The organism is Streptomyces sp. NPDC053560, from assembly GCF_044544605.1.
GTDB lineage: Bacteria > Actinomycetota > Actinomycetes > Streptomycetales > Streptomycetaceae > Streptomyces.
Map to the genome: position 1 here is coordinate 415,962 of NZ_JBITXI010000008.1, position 17,931 is coordinate 433,892.

Below are 17,931 nucleotides of genomic sequence, written 5' to 3' on the forward strand. Positions count from 1 at the left end.
CGCACACCCGCCGTACCCCGCCCCGAAAGGCACCGCATCATGAACACCAGCACACCTCCCACCGGTACGCCCGTCGTCGCGGCGATGCGCGTCATCCCGGTCGCCGGACAGGACAGCATGCTGCTGAACCTCAGCGGCGCACACGCCCCGTACTTCACCCGCAACCTGGTGCTCCTCACCGACTCCGAGGGCCGTACCGGCGTCGGCGAGGTGCCCGGCGGAGAGGGCATCCGCACCACCCTGGAGGAGGCCCGCGACCTGGTCGTCGGCCGGTCCGTGGGGGACCCGCACGCCGTACTGCGCGCGATACGGGAGCGCTTCGCCGACCGCGACGCGGGCGGCCGCGGCGCCCAGACCTTCGACCTGCGCGTCACCGTGCACGCGGTGACCGCAGTGGAGTCGGCGCTGCTCGACCTGCTCGGGCGGCACCTCGGTGTGCCCATCGCCGCACTGCTCGGCGAAGGCGTACAACGCACCAGTGTGCCGGTCCTCGGCTACCTCTTCTACGTCGGCGACCGTGGACGCACCGATCTGCCCTACCGCCACGACAAGGACGCCGACGACGCCTGGCTGCGGCTGCGCGACGAAGAGGCACTCACCCCCGAGGCCGTCGTCCGGCTCGCCGAGGCAGCCCAGGAGCGCTACGGATTCCAGGACTTCAAGCTCAAGGGCGGCGTGCTGGCCGGCCCCGAGGAGGCCGCGGCCGTCACCGCCCTCGCCGAGCGCTTCCCCGAAGCACGCGTCACCCTCGACCCCAATGGTGCCTGGCCGCTGAAGGACGCCATCGAGATCGGGCGCGGGCTGCGCGACGTCCTCGCGTACGCCGAGGATCCGTGCGGCGGCGAGGGCGGCTACTCCGGACGCGAGACCATGGCCGAGTTCCGCCGCGCCACCGGCCTGCCCACCGCGACCAACATGATTGCGACGGACTGGCGGCAGCTCGGCCACGCGATCAAGGCCGATGCCGTCGACATCCCGCTCGCCGACCCGCACTTCTGGACCATGAACGGCTCGGTGCGGGTGGCCCAGCTCTGCGACGAGTGGGGACTGACCTGGGGTTCGCACTCCAACAACCACTTCGATGTGTCCCTGGCGATGTTCACCCACGTCGCCGCCGCCGCGCCCGGCGACATCACCGCGATCGACACGCACTGGATCTGGCAGGACGGCCAGCATCTGACCCGCGAGCCGCTCGTTATCCGCGACGGTGCCATCGCCCTGCCCGACCGTCCCGGCCTCGGCGTCGACCTCGACCTGGACCGCGTGGCCGCGGCCGAGGAGCTGTACCACAGCCTCGGCCTCGGCGGCCGCGACGACGCCGCGGGCATGCAGTACCTCCTGCCCGGCTGGGAGTTCGACCCGAAGAAGCCGGCGCTCGTCCGCTGACCCCCCGCAGGCACAGCCCTTCCCTCCACTCACCACCCGGGATTCCGGGCCGGCGGGGCATCGGCTCCGGCGGTCCGCATCCCGGCATCACTTCAAGGGAGAAGTGATATGCCCCTGCTCGTCGTGGCGCTCAGCGTGGTGGCGCTGCTCTTCCTGATGACCCGGCTCAAGCTCAACGGGTTCATCGCTCTGTTGCTGGTCGCGGTGGCCGTGGCGGTCATCCGGGGAATCGACCTGGAGAAGATCCCCGACGTACTCAGTGAAGGTGTCGGCGGCCAGATAGGCGACACCATGCTCGTCATCGGGCTCGGCGCGATGGTCGGCCGGGTGATGGGCGACTCCGGTGCGGCCCAGCGGATCGCGACGACGATGGCCGACCGCTTCGGCGACCGGTGGGTCCAGGTCGCCATGGTGGTCACGGCCATGCTCATCGGCGTCACCATGTTCTACGAAGTGGCCTTCGTGATCATTGTGCCGGTGGCGTTCACCCTGGTCCGGGTGACCGGCAAGAACCTGCTGTGGATCGGCCTGCCGATGTCGATCGCGCTGTCCACGATGCACAGCTTCCTGCCCCCGCACCCCGGCCCGACCGCCGTCGCGGCCACCTTCGACGCCTCCATCGGCAAGACCCTCTTCTTCGGCCTGTTCATCGCCGTCCCGGCCGGTGCGCTCATCGCGCTGCTGTGGCCCCGGCTCGCCTTCGTCCGCCGGATGAACCCGTCCATCCCGAAGGGCCTCGTCAGCGACCGCGCGTTCACCGACGAGGAAATGCCCGGCATGGGCTGGTCCCTGTCGGTCGCGCTCTTCCCGGTCGTACTGATCGCGGGCGCCTCGGTGGCCGAGATGGCCATCGGCGAACACCACGCCGGCATGCCGCTCGTCGCCTTCCTCGGCTCGGCCCCGGTCGCCCTGCTGCTCACCCTGGTCCTGGCGGCCTGGGCGTTCGGGCCGCGCATCGGCCGCTCGCTGGGGGACGTGGCGGCCTCCTGCAGCGACGCCGCCAAGGCCATGGCGATGATCCTGCTGGTCATCGGCGCCGGCGGTGCCTTCAAGAACGTCCTGGTGGAAGGTGGGATCGCCGACTACATCAAGGAACTGACGCACGGCTGGACCATCTCGCCGATCCTCCTGGCCTGGCTGATCGCCGCGATCCTGCGGATCGCACTCGGCTCGGCGACGGTCGCGGTGACCACCGCGGCGGGCATCGCGGCACCGCTCGTCGCCGGCAGTGGCACCCACCCGGAGCTGATGGTCCTCGCGGTGTCCTGCGGGTCCATCGCCTTCTCCCACGTCAACGACCCGGGGTTCTGGATGTTCAAGGAGTACTTCAACCTGTCCGTCCTGGATGCCATCAAGGCCCGGACCACCTATACGACAGTGCTCGCGGTCCTCGGCCTCGGCGGTGTCTTCGCCATGGACGCGGCGCTCAGCGCCATGGGGGTGTAGCGCCGGGGCGGCGTCGGCCCCGTCCTGCGTGCCGACGCCGTCCGCCGCCCTGACATGGTGCCGGCCGATGGGGAGCATCACGGCCGGCCCGTTCCAGCGCGAGAACACACTCTGGTACCCCACGATGGTGAACGGGGTGTCCAGCGCACCCGGCCCGAGCGCCGGCAGCCAACGGGCCTCCGTGGTCGTGCCCATCCCTCTCTATATGTCGGGTGATGGCGGCAGCGCGGAGCGCGCCCCCGCGGCTGCCTTCCGGCGCACTCCGGTGGAACGCCGGGCAGCGCCGAGGTGAATTCTCCAACTCCTGTGACGTGTGAGGCAGTTCGGCGCAACCGATGCCCTTGAGGCGTTGTCTGAGTCGGTGATCGGAAACACCGGACAATCGCCATCAGTTCCGCGAAAGGGTATCTCTGGATGCGTAAGCACGGATTCACCATGCGCAAGGGCGGATTCCTCGCCGCCACTGCCACCGCCGGCCTCGCCTTAGGCGCGTTCGTCCTCGTCACGCCCGCCGCCCAGGCGTCCGCCGCACCCGCAGCCGGCCAGGCCACCCTCGTCCACGACGACGGTGCGGTCCGGTACAAGGCCGCCGCCGGTCAGAAGAACGAGCTGACGGTCACCACCAAAGGCATCGACGTCGACCCCTCCGAGTTCGGCGGCGACTACCTCATCACCTTCCGCGACCGGGCCGGCATGGCCATCGACGCGAGCGCGGCCGAGTGGGACGACTGCGTGTACCCCTCCGCCGCCGACCGCACCGTCGTGCAGTGCACGGTCCCCGAGCCGCTGGGCTCCGACGACTCGACGGACTACGAGGTGGACCTCGGCGACGGCGACGACAGGGCGACGATCGCCTCCGAATCCGGCGCCATCGGCGCGATCCAGGGCGGAGCGGGCAACGACGTCCTCAAGGGCACCGGACAGACCCAGTACAACGGCGGGGACGGCAACGACCGCATCGACGGCAGTGACGGTCTCGGTGCCGACGGCGGCGCCGGCGACGACATCGTCACCGGCGCCTGCCAGTACATCTGCCGTGGCGGTGCCGGTAATGACTCCGTGACCGGAACCGGCGACATCAACGCGCTGTACGGCGACGACGGCAGCGACATCCTGCACGCCGGGTCCGAGAACGACGAGGTCTACGGCGGCCGGGGCAACGACAAGCTGTACGGCGAGGACGGCAACGACACGATGTACGGCAACAGCGGCGACGACGTGCTGTACGGCGGCCGGGGCAAGGACACCCTCTCCGGCGGCCCGGGCACCGACAAGGTGTACCAGGACTGAGACCACCCGCGGAAAACAACCCGCCCGGGGCGTGGGATGCGCCCCGGGCGATGGTCCGCGGAGGTCAGCTCCGGGCGGCCGCCCCGGTCCCGGCCAGGGCCCGCTCCTCCGCGTCCGCGTCGAAGCCGACCGGCTCCCAGCGCTTCACGAGGAGTGCGGTCAGGCCGAGAACGGGCGCGGCGAGGATGACCCAGTACACGTCCGTGCCGAGGCCGGTGCTGAGGATGGGGAAGAAGAACAGCGTCAGGGTCGAACCGAGTCGCAATACGGCCTGGTTGAAGCCGATGCTGACGCCGCGCATCGAGGTCGGGAAGCCCAGCGACGCGTAGCTCATGATGTGCGCGCCGGGGCCGAAGCCCTGGGCGAACATGAACGCGCCGAGCATCAGGATTCCCGCCGTCACCACGGCCGTCCCGGACGGCGCCCCGATGAGGCCGAGCACCACGATGGCGACGAGCTGGATCGCGAAGCCCAGCGACATCATCGGCCAGGCGCCCTTCGTCGACGCCCAGCGGATGCCGAGCAGCCCGCCGGTGAGGGCGAAGACGAGGTTCAGGGCGAAGGACGACGCGATCGTGGTCAGCGGGCCCTGGGTCATCAGTGTCGCGATGATGATCGGCAGACCGAAGGCGACCGCGTTGTAACCGAAGGTCTCGGCGATCCCGACCGTCACCGACTGGATCGTGCGCGCACGGTACGGAGGCGTGAAGAGCCGCGCGTACGAGGCCAGTCCGGGCCGCGGCGGGCGGGGCGTGTTGGCGGGCACATCGTCGGCGACGCGCGCGTCCACGCCGTACGACTGCCGCAGGATCTTCGCCGCGCTCTCCAGGTCGCCCTGGTCGGCAGCCCAAGTGGGGGACTCGTTCATGTAGCGCCGGCGCAGCAGCAGTACGACCAGCGCGGGCACCGCGCCGAAGCCGACGGTGAACCGCCAGAGCCAGCCCAGCTGCGCGTCCGGCAGGACGAAGTACAGCAGCATGATCACCAGGTAGCAGCCGCTGGTCGCGGCGTACCAGGCGGGCGACCAGGCGGCCGTGCGCGAACCCTTGCTGCCCTTGCCCCGCAGCCGCGAGAACTCGGCGAGGAACGCGATGGCGACCGGGATGTCCATGCCGACGCCGATGCCCATCACGAAGCGCGCGGAGATCAGTGTCCACGCGTCCTGTGCGACCGCGCACACCAGCGCGGTGACGACGAAGAAGAGCATGTTGGCCATGAAGACCCGGTAGCGGCCGATGCGGTCCACCAGCCAGCCGCCGAGCAGGGCACCCAGCAGCGAACCGACGCTGATCGACGCGGTGACCAGCCCGGCCATCGCGGAGCTGAGACCGAACTGCTTCGTGATGTCGGGCAGCCCGTACGCGAGGGAGCTCAGGTCGTACGCGTCGAGGAAGATGCCGCCGAGCGCGATGATCACGATCATCCTGGCGTGCCGGCCGCGTGCCGTGCCCGAATTGACCAGGTCGGAGACGTCGGCCGCCGAACGGATCAGCACCGTGCCGGACGCCGTCTCCGGCGACGTACTGGCGGGCAGGGGAGAGGTGGGGCTCACGGGCGCCTTCCGGTGCAGATCAGGGACGTACAGCGAGTCAAGGACGGACGGCGGAATCGTAGACTCCGGTCAGATTCGGCCACACGGGTGTCCGCATATCGGTCACCTGAGTGGTCACAGTGCGGGCGGGGCGAGGTGACGGCTGCGGACGGAGCGAGGGCTGCGCGTGCGGCTCCGCGGCCACCGGCTCAGGCCGTGGACGTCCTCGACGCCGTGGTCCGGCACGCGCCGCCCGCCGCCCGCCGACGCCCTAGGCTGCACCCGGCAACGGCCCCGACCCAGGAGCGCACCTCATGACCGTCCCCGCCCGGAACCTCCCCTACCCCGACGCCCTCGACCCGGACGGCACTCCTTCGCCGCACGCGCTGCTCGCCCCGGTGGCCGGACTGCTGGGCACCTGGACCGGCCGGGGGAGCGGCGAGTATCCGACGCTCGCCGAGGACTTCACGTACGCGCAGGAGGTCACCTTCAGCCACGACGGCCGGCCCTTCCTCTCCTACGAGGCCCGGGCCTGGCTGCTGGACGCCGAGGGCGCTCCGCTGCGCCCGGCGGCCCGGGAGACCGGCTGGTGGCGGCTCCAGCCCGAGGGGCGGGTGGAAGCGCTGATCACTCAGCCCACCGGAATCACGGAGATCCTGGTGGGCCGGGCGGACGGCGGAACCGTCGACCTCACGACCCATCAGGTGGCGCTCACCCCCACCGCCAAGGACGTCACCGCCACCCGCCGCCGCTACACCCTGACCGACGCGGACACCCTCGACTTCGTCCACGACCTGGCAGCGGTCGGGCGGCCGCTGCAACACCACCTCTCGGCGCAGCTGCGACGCCGGGGCGAGGGCTAGCCACCGGGGAAAGGGACTGGACGCCGGGCAAGGTCTGGACGCCGGGGCGGCAACGGCCGGTGGCGGACCGGTGTGGTGAAACCGGGGCGGGTGGGTACCCGCGGGGCTGTACGCCACGAACGGTACTCATGACATCAACGGTACTCATGACATCGAAGTCCACGATGAGAGGCATGCGATGCTCCTGCCCCTGCTCGGTCTCCTGCTGACGGAAGGCGTGATGGGCGCTTCGGCGCACGCGCCGCCGTCCGCCACGCTGCCGGCCGCCGTCGTCATCGGCGTCCTCCTGTGCGTGCTCGCCGTACGGGAGCGTGTCCGCCACCGGCACCAGTGATCCGACGCCAGTGATCCGGCACCAATGAGAAGGAGCCGAATGATGGAGGTCACCGCTTCATGATGGAAGTCACTGCTTCCGCCCGCAGGCGCACCGGACTGCGCGACGCCGATGGTATGGCCGTCGCCTCGTTGGCCATGGGAATCCTGGGATTGCTGGTCATGAATCTCGTCCTGGGACCCGTCGCCATCGTCATGGCGAGCCTCGCACTGGCACGCGCCACGAGCCGACGCTTCCCCGCGCTGGCGGGCCTGGTACTCGGAGTCTGCGACCTGGCCGTGTACGGCGTCCTCGTCGCCGCCGACGACTCGGCGGCGTGGACGTTCACCGGGTGATCAGCGGGTGAGGGGCCGTAACCGTGGGGGCGGCGGCCCGATGACGACCACACCGGCAGCAGCCCGTGCAGCACTTCCGACACCGAGAACAAGTGGTACCTCGTCATCGACTCTCGCCCCGCCCCCGCCACGGCACCGTACTCCCGGTCACCCGCGCCGAGATGAACCGCCTCCGTGGCAATCAGCGGTGAACGGTCGACCTCAGCGATAGACGGTCAACGGGGGCGGCGGCGGGGCCGGCGGCGTCGGTATCGGCTGGGGCGGCCAGAACGGGTCGTCGTAGGTCGGCGAGGCCGGTTTCGTGCCCTTGGGCGAATCCAGGGCACCGACGGCAGCCAAAAGGAAGAGGGCGATGAAGGCCCCGGCGAGCAGAGCGGCCACCGCGGCGACGAGCCTGTCAAAAATAGTGTTCCCCTTGAACGCGCGCATGCGCATCCCCCCCGTGTCACCCCCCTTATACCCACTTTCCCCCTTCTGCCGCACCGGAATTCACGCACCCGCCCGGTGGTTCCGGGCCGTGTCATACCGGCGACGAACGCTTCCTCGGCCGCGGTGGACAAGTGCGCGCGCAGGGGCGGGGAAGGTGGTGCGCGGCCGCTGCCGCGCCGAGGACGGTGTCGTCCGTCAGGTCGCTGACCCGGGCGGGCAGCCCGGTCCCGTTCAGGTCCCACATGGCAGGTCGGTGCGGCCCTCGGCGTCGCCGTGCAGGGCTCGTTGCTGGCCACCACGCACACCGGGCGCCTCCGAGAGGTGATTCCTTTACGGAATTCCTTTTGTCGGTCCGAGTGGGAAAACGTTTCGACGGAATTCCGGAGTCATTCGGTCGTCAGGATGACGAGTTGCTGGGTCGCGCGGGTCATGGCGACGTAGCGGTCGACGGATCCTTCGATGCCGTTGCCGAACGACTCGGGGTCGATGAGGACGACCAGGTCGAACTCCAGGCCCTTGGACAGTTCCGGGGTGAGGGACCGGACGCGGGGTGTGGGCCGGAACGTGTCCTCTCCGATGTCTCCGGTGGCGATGACGCACGCGATGCCTTCCGCGTGCTCGGCGAGCCAGGTGTCGAGGGTCTTACCCAGGTCCGCAACGGATCCGTGGACGACGGGGATGCCGCTGCTGCGGATGGAGGTCGGTACGTTGGCGTCCGGGAGTGCGGTGCGGATGACGCGTTCCGCCTCGGCCATCACCTCTTCCGGCGTACGGTAGTTGATGCTCAGGGACGCCACGGTGGCGCGATCGAGCCCGATGCGTGCAAGCCGTTCCTCCCATGTCTCCGTGAAGCCGTGCCGGGCCTGGGCGCGGTCGCCGACGATCGTGAAGCTGCGGGACGGGCAGCGCTGCAACAGCATCTGCCACTCGGCATCGGTCAGTTCCTGCGCCTCGTCCACGATGATGTGCGCGAACGGGCCGGCGAGCGGCTCCGGGTCCGTGCCGGGCAGTGCGTCCTCGTCGATCAGGGTGTCCTGCAGGTCCTGACCGCGCAGCATCCCCACCGCGCCCTGGCTCTCGTCGATCTCGGTGTCCTGCAGGATGTTGGCGATGACGTCGGCCCTGCGTGCCCGTTCGGCGGCGACAGCGGCCTCGTGCCGGCGTTTGCGTACCGATGCCTCCGGATCGCCGAGCCGCTGCCGTGCCGCGTCCAGGAGCGGCAGGTCGGACACCGTCCAGGCCTGGGCGTCCGCGCGCTGGAGCCTCCGTACGTCCTCGCGGCTGAGCCAGGGGGCACACTTGCGCAGGTAAGCGGGTACCGACCACAGGTCTCCGACCAGGTCGCTCGCTTCGAGCATCGGCCACGCACGGTTGAGGGTCCGGATCAGCTCCCGGTCCTGCAACAGTGAGCGGCGCAGCAACTCGGGCGGCGCATCACTGTCGTCCTTGTCCATCAGGATCGTGAGCAGTTCCTCGCGGATCTGGTCGCGTGCTTCGTTGTGCGGCGTACCGGGTTCCACCGCCTCGAACGCCACCGCCCAGTCCTCCGGGCTCAGCCAGATGTCGGACCAGTGGCTGGAGACCGTCATGCCCTCGATGGGCGGTTCCTCGTAGATGCCGACGGCCGGCTCGATCGCCTTCACCATGTCCGCGGACGACTTCAGCAGGGCCGCGCGCGGGTCGGCCTCGGTCGCCGCTGCCGCTCCCTCCGCGACGAGGTCGCGCACGGTGCAGGTCTGTACGCCCTCCTCGCCGAGGCTGGGCAGCACGTCGGCGACGTAGGCCAGGTACGGCTGGTGCGGGCCGACGAACAGGACACCGCCCCGGCGGTGACCGAGGCGCGGGTCGGAGTAGAGGAGGTGCGCGGCGCGGTGCAGCGCGACGACGGTCTTGCCCGTACCGGGGCCGCCGTCGACGACGAGTGCGCCCTGCGATCCCGCGCGGATGATGGCGTCCTGGTCGGCCTGGATGGTGGCGAGCACGTCGCGCATGCGGTCGGACCGGTTGCTGCCCAGACTGGCGATGAACGCGGACTGGTCGTCGAGCGCGGCATGCCCTTCGAGCCCGTCGGCGGTGAAGACCTCGTCCCAGTAGTCGCTGATCAGGCCGCGGGTCCACCGGTACCGGCGGCGGCTCACCAGACCCATCGGATTGGCGTGGGTCGCCGCGAAGAACGGCTCGGCCGCGGGCGAGCGCCAGTCGAGCAGCAGCCGGCGCCCCGTGCTGTCGGTGAGGCCGAGGCGTCCGATGTACACGGGCTCGGGGCTGTCCGCACTGACGATGTGGCCCAGGCACAGGTCCAGCCCGAAGCGGCGCAGGGCACGCAGGCGGCCGGACAGCCGGTGGATCTCCGCGTCCCGGTCCATCGCCGCCCGGCCGACGCCGCCGGGCGCCCTGCGCTCGGCGGCCAGGCGGTCGGTCAGTTCGGCGATCGACTGCTCAAGGCTCTCCGCGATGGCTGCGAAGTGCTGCTCATCGGCGTCGATCAGCGCCGGGTCGGCCTTGCGGGAGAGGCGGTCGGGCAGGCGGAACGCGCTGGTGCCGCCGCGCGGCTCCCCGTAAGACCTCAAAAGCGCACTCACTTCGTGAGTCCCCCCATTTCTGTTCACTTCTCGCATCGGCCCGCGATTGTGCACCACGAGGAGGGCCTTGCCGCAAGCCCCCCAGTGCGCTATAAGTTGAGAGTGGCAAGGAGTGAGTACACCTCCTTGCCTTTCGTTTTCGCCTCATTGCCGGGCCGGTGACCTCACCCCCGGGCTGGGTGCCTCTGGCCGCTACGCCACTACCAGCGGATCGGTACCGGCAGGGCGGTGAGGAGCGCCGTGACCGCCACCGTCAGCCCGAGCGTGAGGATCTCGAAGCGGGCGGGAGTGCAGGCCGTGAGCGGGTCGGCGGCGTGCCGGAGCCGGCGGCGTGCGCACAGCGCCAGCACGCTCGCCACCGCGACCAGCAGCAGTTTGACCAGCAGAGTGCGGCCGTAGGCGGTGCTCGTGAGCTGGTCCAGGACCGTGCCGGGCGGCATCCGCCGCAGCGTGCTGCACACGCCGGTGACGGTGAGCGCGATGAGCAGCCCGGCGGCGCCGCGCGCGTACCGGGCGAGCAGTTCCGCACCGGCCGCCGGCTCCATGGCACGCCACAGCCGCACCATGCGCAGGACGTGGAGGAGGCCACCCACCCACAGGGCGGCACAGGTGAAGTGGAGGAGGGTCAGGGCCGAGCCGAGGAGCGGGCCGTCCTCCGTGGCCGGGTGCGCGCGCAGCGCCTCGGCCACGGCGATCGCGGCCAGCGGCAGCGCCTGCGCCGCGGGGCGGCGCGAGCGTGCGAGCAGCGCCGCCACGAGGAAGGCATCCACACTCAGCAGGGCCAGCAGCCCGTCGCGCGTGCGGTAGAGATCGGCGAGGTCCATGTCGGCGAGCCGGTACGGGACGAGGTTGCCGGCGGCGACGATCAGGGCGAGTCCCATCGCGGCCAGGGCGCCGACCAGCGCTGCCGACGCGGACCAGCCGCGTGGCAGCGGTGCGGGCGCCCGGGGGATGCGTCGCGCCAGCCACGGTGCGATCACTTCGCCGGCCTGCACACTCACCGCGGCGAACAGCAGTCCGCGGAGCAGTGTGACCCAATGGGCTCCGGGAGCCGCGGCCTCTCCCGTGCCGTGCAGTGCGGCTTGCGGGCCCACCAGCGAAATGACCGTGGCGACCGTGAACAGTACGAGCAGGGCCACGGAGCGTCCGGCGCCGGTACGGACCGGCGCCGGGGTGGCCGCCGGTACGGCTCTGTCACCTGTCGTTGTGGTGGACGGACGCATGGCGGGCACCCCGGATACCTGTCGTCACGTACAAACCATTGCAGAGGACAATAATGCTGGCCGACGGCGGGTTCCGCGTGCTGTTGCGCTGTCCGGGGGAGGTTTTCGGACAGCCGGTGAGGCGTGGCCACTCCGATGGCCGCTACCAGGGCACGGTCTCGCCCCGGTGGTTCAGGCACTTCAGACCGCGCTCGCCGCTGCGGCGGTCGATCGTGGGCGCGGGTGAGGCCGGAGTGCATGTCGTCCAGGCTCGGGGGCCGTGTGGCCGACGGGGCCACCCAGAAGACGGCGTCCGCGCCGGCGAAGGCCCGGTCGACGACGACCTCGGCGTCGCCGTGCGAACCGGTGACGACGTCGACGCGTTCGCGTACCGCGTCGGGGAGCCGGGCGGGGCCGCGCACGATGACGCGCAGACCATCCTCGCGACCGTCGGCGCCGCGGTGCGGTGCGTGCACGACATCGGCAGGTATATCCAACGGCTCGTAGCCGCCTTCTCCCCGGGGCTGCACGTCTCCGATGCGATATGCGCCTTCGCCTCACGCCACCCGGACGTCGAAACCGACGTGGTCCCGGTGCGCTGGTGGGAGCAGGTTGCGCCGGTCCGGGACGGGCGGGCCCAAGTCGCTTACATCAGGCGGCCGTTCACGGGCGCGCCGGAGGTCGAAACCCGCCTGGCCGCCCCCGCCGACCGGCGCGAGAAACTCCTGCGCGACTTCCTGGAGATCGCTACGGCGACGCTGCGGCGGGGGTGAGCGGCCGGTGGCGGGGGAGGGGCGGCAGGCCAGGACGGAACGGCTCGCAGGTCAGCTGCAGGACAAGTGCACGGAGGACGAGCGCCGGGCCGTGATCGCCACCATGGCCGTACTGGAGCGGCTGACCCGTGACCGAGCCGGGGACGGACGCCAGGAGAGCAACGGACGAGCCAGGCTTCGACCGGCGGCTGCTGCCGCCGATGATGCTGGGCTCGGTCCTGAACCCGATCAACTCGACGATCCTCTCCGTCGCACTCGTCCCCATCGGTGAAGCGCTGGGCGCGCCCGCCTCGCAGACCGCGTGGCTGGTCTCCGCCCTCTACCTGGCCACCTCGCTCGGGCAGCCCGTCGTGGGACGGCTCATCGACATCTTCGGGCCGGGCAGGCTGTTCCTCCTCAGTACCGGCTCGTGGGCGTCGCCGGCATCGTCGGCACCCTGGCGCCCGACCTGGGGGTGCTGATCGCCGCCCGCGTCCTGCTCGGGTTCGGTACCTGCGCCGGCTACCCCGCCGCCATGGCACTGCTGCGCAGCGAGGCCGAACGCACCGGACGGGACAGCCGCGCTGGGGTGCTGACGGCCCTGGCAGTGGCCAACCAGACCATCGCCGTCATCGGTCCGCTGCTGGGCGGCCTGCTGATCGCGGTGGGCGGCTGGCGCACCACCTTCGCGCTGAACATGCCGCTGGCCGTTGCGGCCGTGCTGCTGGGACTGTGGCGGCTGCCCAGGTCGGCCGGTACGGGCGAGCCCCCGCAGCGCGGCCGGCTGGCTGCCCGGCTCGACCTGCCCGGCATGGGCCTGTTCGCGCGATGCTCGTCCCGCTGCTGCTGTTCCTGATGAACCTGCATCTGCGCGACTGGTACCTGCTGGTGATCGCCGCCGCGGGAGCGGCCTTCGCGGTACGGGAGCTGCGGGCCGCCACCCCCTTCATCGACCTGCGGGTACTCGGCGGCGGCACACCACTCCTGGCCACCTACGGACGCGCGCTCGTCGCCCACGTCGTCGCCTACGCCTTCCTCTACGGCTTCAGCCAGTGGACCGAGGAGGGGTACGGACTGACGCCCTTCCACGCCGGACTGGTGCAGATCCCCATGCACAAGAACCGCGTCAGCGCCTTCGCCGGGAACAACCTCCAGCAGATACTGGCCGCCCAGGAGATCGGCCACCTCGTCCTGGCGGGCATCTCCACCGGTGGCATCGTCCTCTCCACCGCCCTGCAGGCCGCCGACCTCGACCACCGGGTCACGGTCCTCTCCGACGCCTGCGCCGACCCCAGCCCCGTCCTGCACGACACGCTCATCCACGAAGTCCTGGCGCGCCGCGGCGAGGTCGCCACCATCGACGAGTGGGCCGGCACCCTGACCGCCGCCGTCTGACCACACTCCTACGGCCGGGCCCGGCAGAGGAGCGTCCGGCGGACTGCGTCGCGGAGCCAGCGGTGTGCCCCGTCGGCGGTGTGACGGGGGTGCCAGGCCATGCCGATGGTCAGGGGCGGCAGTGGCAGGGGAATGTCGAGGAGCTGCAGGCCCAGGAGCGTGGCTTCCCCGGTGAAGGGCGAGGGACCGGCACCGTCGGGTGGGGCGGGGACCAGCGCGACGATGTCGCTGCGGGCGGCGAGGGCCAGCGCGGCCAGGTGGCCGGGCAGGACGACGGCGACCCGGCGGTTCAGGTCGTGCTCGGCGAGGGCGGTGTCGACGGGGCCGGTGAAACGGCCGCGGCGGCTGACCACGGCGTGTTCGGCGGCGGCGAACCGGGCCGGGGTCAGGGGCTGTTCGGTCAGTGGGTGGCCGGGCCGGACGGCCGCCATCATCCGTAGGGTGACCAGCTCCTCGACCTGGGTTTCGGGGTCGACGTGCTCGATGGATCCGACTTCCAGGTCGATACGGCCCTCACGCAGCGCCGGACCGGCCTCCAGCTCCTCGGCGCGGAACCGCAACGAGACTCCCGGTGCCTCGTCCCGGGCCAGTTGCAGCAGGCCGGTGGCGAGGGCCGCACCGACCAGGTCGGCGGCCTGGAGAGTGAAGGTGCTGCGCAGTGTGGCGGCGTCCACATCGCCGGCCGGGGTCAGGAGCGCGCCGAGACGGCGTACGACGGTGGCGGCCTCGTCGCGCAGGGCCTGGGCCCGGGGAGTGGGCACCATGGTCTGTCCGGCCCGGACCAGGAGGGGGTCCTGGAGTATGCGGCGGAGCCGGGCCAGGGTGCGGCTCATGGCGGCGGGGGAGGTGTGCAGTCGGGCGGCGGCGCGGGTGACGCTCTGCTCGGCCAGAAGCGCGTCCAGCGCGACAGCGAGATTGGCGTCGATGACCGGCTCTGTGCTGTTCACCAGTGTTATTCCACTTCAGGCAATGATGTGTTGCTGAAGTTCCCATTGTGGCAACACCGCGGGCCTTCGCAAGATGTGGGCGTACTCATCCGCGATCCATCCGTCATCCGGAGGAATCCACCATGTCCGCTGCGGAAACCGCACCGCCCGTCACCGCGTTCATGCTCATCAAGACCACACCCGAGTGGCTCGCCATGACCCCCGAGGAGCGGGTGAACGCCTTCGCCACCGAGGTCGTGCCCGCCATCAAGGCCAGGACCACCGGCATCCGGTCCCGCTTCTACGACACGGAGTTCTACTCCACCCGCGTCACCGACGTCTGGGTCTGGGAGGCCGACGACCACTACGCCTACCAGCTCCTCATCGACGTGCTGCGGGAAACCCCCTTCTGGGACCGCTACTTCGAGATCGTCGACCTCCTCGTCGGCACCGAGAACGGCTACGCCCGCACGTACGGTCTCGACCCGGTCGCCACCATCAGCACCTGAGGCACCGCTGCGGAAGCCGACAGGAGCTGCGGAAGCAGAACGGGGCTCCAGCAGTCGACCGAGGCTCTAGAAGTCGACCGGGTCGCGGACGATCGGGCAGGTCATGCAGTGACCGCCGCCCCGGCCGCGGCCCAGTTCGGCGCCGACGATGGTGATGACCTCGACGCCGGCCTTGCGGAGCAGGGTGTTGGTCTGGGTGTTGCGGTCGTAGGTGAAGACGACGCCGGGTTCGAGGGCGACGGCGTTGTTCCCGCTGTCCCACTGCTGGCGTTCGGAGGCGTACACGTCACCGCCCGTCTCGATCACCCGCAGGCGAGGCAGGCCGAGAGCCCTGGCGACCACGTCGACGAACGGGGTCGAGCCCTCGTCGGTGAGGTGCAGACCGGCTGCCTTGTCGCCGGGGCGCAGGGAGAAGGTGTGCACCGAGTCCATGATCTGGGGGTACAGGGTGACGATGTCCCGGTCCGCGAAGGTGAAGACGGTGTCCAGGTGCATCGCGGACCGCAGCTTGGGCATGCCGGCGACGATGACGTGCTCGGCGGCGCCCTGCTCGAACAGTGCGGCGGCGACCTGCGTGATGGCCTGGCGCGAGGTGCGTTCGCTCATGCCCATGAGGACGACACCGCGACCCACGGGCATGATGTCGCCGCCCTCGAACGTGGCCTGGCCCCAGTCGAGTTCGGGGTCGCCCCACCAGACGGCCGAGTCCGTGAAGTCGGGGTGGAACCGGTAGACCGCCTTCATCAGGAGCGTCTCGTCGTGGCGCGCCGGCCAGTACAGCGGGTTGAGGGTGAGGCCACCGTAGAGCCAGCAGGTGGTGTCGCGGGTGTAGAGCGTGTTGGGCAGCGGTGGCATCAGGTACTCGCGGACGCCGGTCGACTCACGGGCGAGCGCGATGTAGGGCGAGCGGAATTCGTCCGGCAGGTCGGCGGTGGCCAGGCCGCCGATCAGGTACTCGGCCAGCTGCCGCGGCTCCAGCGAATCCAGGAAGGCCAGGGTGCCGTCGATGAGGCCGAGCCCCACCTGGTTGGCGGTGATCTTGCGGTCCAGCAGCCAGGACTTCGCCTCAGGGATCGCCATGGTCTCGGCGAGCAGCTCGTGCAGCTCGACCACGTCGACGCCGCGCTCGCGCAATTTGTTGACGAAGTCGGCGTGGTCGCGCTGGGCGTTCTCCACCCACATGACGTCGTCGAAGAGCAGGTCGTCGGAGTTGGTCGGGGTGAGCCTGCGGTGCGCGAGCCCGGGCGCGCAGACGAGGACCTTGCGCAGCCGGCCCACCTCGGAGTGGACGCCGTAGGAGGAACTGGTCGGGGTACTCGGCAGAGTCACGGTGGCCTTCCTGGGGGCGGGGAGAAGGGGAATGGCAGGGCGCTCCGGACCCCGGAACGTCAGAGGCTGATCCATCCGGTGACCAGCGCGATGACGCCGAGCACCGCACCGACGACGGAGACGGCCAGAATGACGAGTTCGCGAGGGGAGAAGAGGCGTCTGCCCTGCTCGCGGCGGGCCATCACGAACAGGATGGTGGCCGGTGCGTAGAAGATGAAGGAGAGCAGAAGGAACCTCAAGCCTGCCGCGTACACCAGGAACGCTGTGTAGAGCGTCGCGATGACGGCGATGGTCAGCTCGCCGCGCGAGGTGCGGCCGCCGACGGTGTCGCGCTGGGCGCTCGCGCCGATCTTGACGGCGAAGCCGGCCGCCAGCAGATAGGGAATCAGCGAGAGGGCGCTGGTGAGGTCGAGCGCAAAGTCGAACGCGTCGTTCGAGAATGCGGTGAGGACCAGTACGACCTGCGTGAGCACGGTCGTCATCAGCAGCGCGGGGAGCGGCACCTCCGCATGGTTGGACCGGCGCAGGAAGCGGGGCATGTCGTCGTCCTTCGCCGCGACGAACAGCACCTCGGCCGCCATCAGCGTCCAGGCCAGGTACGCGCCGAGCACCGACACGATCAGTCCGACGCTGATGAACACCTTGCCCCAGGTGCCCACCGCCGCCTCCAGGGCGCCCGCCATGGACGGCTGACGCAGCTCGGCGAGCTCGCTCATCGGCAGGATCCCGTACGACACGATGGTCACCGAGGCGAAGATGGCGAAGACGCTCAGGAATCCCAGGACGGTCGCCTTGCCGACGTCGGACCGGCGCCTGGCGTGCCGCGAGTAGACGCTGGCCCCCTCCACGCCGAGGAAGACGAAGACGGTGGCGAGCATCGTGCCCCGGACCTGGCTGAAGAGGGATCCGGCGTAGTCGGCTCCGCCGAAGTTGCCGGCGAACACATCGGCCCTGAAGTAGACCAGTGCGAGGACGATGAAGACCAGGATGGGCACGATCTTCGCCACCGTGACGATCCTGTTGATGGCGGCGGCCTCCTTCACCCCGCGCCGGATCATCAGGAAGAACGCCCACAGGCCGGCCGAGGAGAGCACCACGGCCGGTGCGGTGTCACCGTCGCCGAGGGCGGACCAGATGGTGCCGATCGTCGACATGATCAGCACCCAGTACGTCACATTGCCCACGCACGCGCTGGCCCAGTAGCCGAACGCGGAGAAGAACCCCAGGTACTCGCCGAATCCGGCCTTCGCGTACGCGTAGACCCCGGCGTCCAGGTCGGGCCTGCGCACCGCGAGGGACTGGAACACGAAGGCGAGCATGAGCATGCCCGTACCCGCGACGGCCCAGGCGATGAGCGCCCCCGCGACCCCGGTCTCCTCCGCGAAGCGCCGCGGCAGGGAGAAAACCCCCGCGCCCACCATGGAGCCGACCACCATGGTGGCGAGCGTGAAGAGCGGCAGTGTGACCGGCGGCGGGGATTCCGCCGCCGGGTCAGTGGTGGCGGCCTGCGACACGTCGTCCCTCTCGGTCGGGCGGTGACTGCTGGCTCACCCGGACGCTGAGCGAGCTGACCCATTTTGTAGCAGTTTGTCGGTAAGTCGCCGTTCATTCCTCAGGGCGCG

The 17,931-nt window shown here is 70.4% G+C and carries 15 protein-coding genes and 2 pseudogenes; 9 read left to right on the forward strand and 8 right to left on the reverse strand.

Features of this window, described 5'->3' with window-relative positions; all coding sequences use genetic code 11:
- Positions 1–39 precede the first annotated feature (39 nt).
- The 3 genes from gudD to ACIGQF_RS21705 all read left to right on the forward strand — a co-directional run bounded on the left by gudD (position 40) and on the right by ACIGQF_RS21705 (position 4,122).
- Positions 40–1,386, forward strand: coding sequence for a glucarate dehydratase (gudD, locus tag ACIGQF_RS21695; protein WP_399712505.1), 1,347 nt, complete (start codon positions 40–42; stop codon positions 1,384–1,386).
- Between the two features lie 108 nt (positions 1,387–1,494).
- A complete protein-coding gene (locus tag ACIGQF_RS21700) occupies positions 1,495–2,832 on the forward strand; it encodes a gluconate:H+ symporter (protein WP_399712508.1) in 1,338 nt (445 codons plus the stop codon).
- 414 nt (positions 2,833–3,246) lie between these two features.
- A complete protein-coding gene (locus tag ACIGQF_RS21705; protein WP_399712511.1) occupies positions 3,247–4,122 on the forward strand; it encodes a calcium-binding protein in 876 nt (291 codons plus the stop codon).
- 64 nt (positions 4,123–4,186) lie between these two features.
- Here the strand turns inward: ACIGQF_RS21705 and ACIGQF_RS21710 are convergent, their stop codons facing one another.
- Positions 4,187–5,674: an MFS transporter gene (locus ACIGQF_RS21710; protein WP_399712513.1), complete on the reverse strand. Its 1,488-nt coding sequence runs from the start codon at positions 5,672–5,674 to the stop codon at positions 4,187–4,189.
- Positions 5,675–5,967: 293 nt separating this feature from the next.
- Between ACIGQF_RS21710 and ACIGQF_RS21715 the strand changes: the two genes are divergently transcribed.
- The 3 genes from ACIGQF_RS21715 (at position 5,968) to ACIGQF_RS21725 (ending at position 7,185) form a co-directional block, all read left to right on the forward strand.
- The gene (locus tag ACIGQF_RS21715; protein WP_399712515.1) at positions 5,968–6,516 is read left to right on the forward strand and encodes an FABP family protein; all 549 of its coding nucleotides are present in this window, start codon (positions 5,968–5,970) and stop codon (positions 6,514–6,516) included.
- 178 nt (positions 6,517–6,694) lie between these two features.
- On the forward strand, positions 6,695–6,850 hold the full coding sequence (locus ACIGQF_RS21720) for a hypothetical protein (RefSeq protein ID WP_399712518.1): 156 nt from the start codon (positions 6,695–6,697) through the stop codon (positions 6,848–6,850).
- A gap of 62 nt (positions 6,851–6,912) precedes the next feature.
- The gene (locus ACIGQF_RS21725; RefSeq protein WP_399712653.1) at positions 6,913–7,185 is read left to right on the forward strand and encodes a DUF4190 domain-containing protein; all 273 of its coding nucleotides are present in this window, start codon (positions 6,913–6,915) and stop codon (positions 7,183–7,185) included.
- Between the two features lie 201 nt (positions 7,186–7,386).
- Here the strand turns inward: ACIGQF_RS21725 and ACIGQF_RS21730 are convergent, their stop codons facing one another.
- The 4 genes and pseudogenes from ACIGQF_RS21730 to ACIGQF_RS21745 form a co-directional block, all read right to left on the reverse strand.
- Positions 7,387–7,614: a hypothetical protein gene (locus ACIGQF_RS21730; RefSeq protein ID WP_399712521.1), complete on the reverse strand. Its 228-nt coding sequence runs from the start codon at positions 7,612–7,614 to the stop codon at positions 7,387–7,389.
- A 386-nt stretch (positions 7,615–8,000) separates the two neighbouring features.
- Positions 8,001–10,196, reverse strand: coding sequence for an RNA polymerase recycling motor ATPase HelR (helR, locus tag ACIGQF_RS21735; protein ID WP_399712523.1), 2,196 nt, complete (start codon positions 10,194–10,196; stop codon positions 8,001–8,003).
- A 200-nt stretch (positions 10,197–10,396) separates the two neighbouring features.
- Positions 10,397–11,419: a CopD family protein gene (locus ACIGQF_RS21740; RefSeq protein WP_399712526.1), complete on the reverse strand. Its 1,023-nt coding sequence runs from the start codon at positions 11,417–11,419 to the stop codon at positions 10,397–10,399.
- Positions 11,420–11,637: 218 nt separating this feature from the next.
- A pseudogene (locus ACIGQF_RS21745) lies at positions 11,638–11,889 on the reverse strand (NmrA family transcriptional regulator); the annotation flags it as partial.
- Here ACIGQF_RS21745 and ACIGQF_RS21750 point away from each other — a divergent pair.
- Positions 11,869–12,171: a hypothetical protein gene (locus ACIGQF_RS21750; RefSeq protein ID WP_399712529.1), complete on the forward strand. Its 303-nt coding sequence runs from the start codon at positions 11,869–11,871 to the stop codon at positions 12,169–12,171. The pseudogene ACIGQF_RS21745 and the gene ACIGQF_RS21750 overlap by 21 nt on opposite strands.
- 200 nt (positions 12,172–12,371) lie before the next feature.
- A pseudogene (locus ACIGQF_RS21755) lies at positions 12,372–13,545 on the forward strand (MFS transporter).
- 8 nt (positions 13,546–13,553) lie between these two features.
- On the opposite strand, the gene ACIGQF_RS21760 reads toward ACIGQF_RS21755, so the two are convergent.
- The gene (locus tag ACIGQF_RS21760) at positions 13,554–14,492 is read right to left on the reverse strand and encodes a LysR family transcriptional regulator (RefSeq protein WP_399712532.1); all 939 of its coding nucleotides are present in this window, start codon (positions 14,490–14,492) and stop codon (positions 13,554–13,556) included.
- A 122-nt stretch (positions 14,493–14,614) separates the two neighbouring features.
- On the opposite strand from ACIGQF_RS21760, the gene ACIGQF_RS21765 reads away from it, so the two are divergent.
- Complete coding sequence (locus ACIGQF_RS21765) at positions 14,615–14,980, forward strand: darcynin family protein (RefSeq protein WP_399712534.1); 366 nt, start codon at positions 14,615–14,617, stop codon at positions 14,978–14,980.
- A gap of 66 nt (positions 14,981–15,046) precedes the next feature.
- Here ACIGQF_RS21765 and ACIGQF_RS21770 read toward each other — a convergent pair whose 3' ends face one another.
- Positions 15,047–16,303: an arginine deiminase gene (locus tag ACIGQF_RS21770; protein WP_399712656.1), complete on the reverse strand. Its 1,257-nt coding sequence runs from the start codon at positions 16,301–16,303 to the stop codon at positions 15,047–15,049.
- A gap of 65 nt (positions 16,304–16,368) precedes the next feature.
- Complete coding sequence (locus ACIGQF_RS21775; protein ID WP_399712536.1) at positions 16,369–17,823, reverse strand: basic amino acid/polyamine antiporter; 1,455 nt, start codon at positions 17,821–17,823, stop codon at positions 16,369–16,371.
- Between the last annotated feature and the right edge of the window lie 108 nt (positions 17,824–17,931).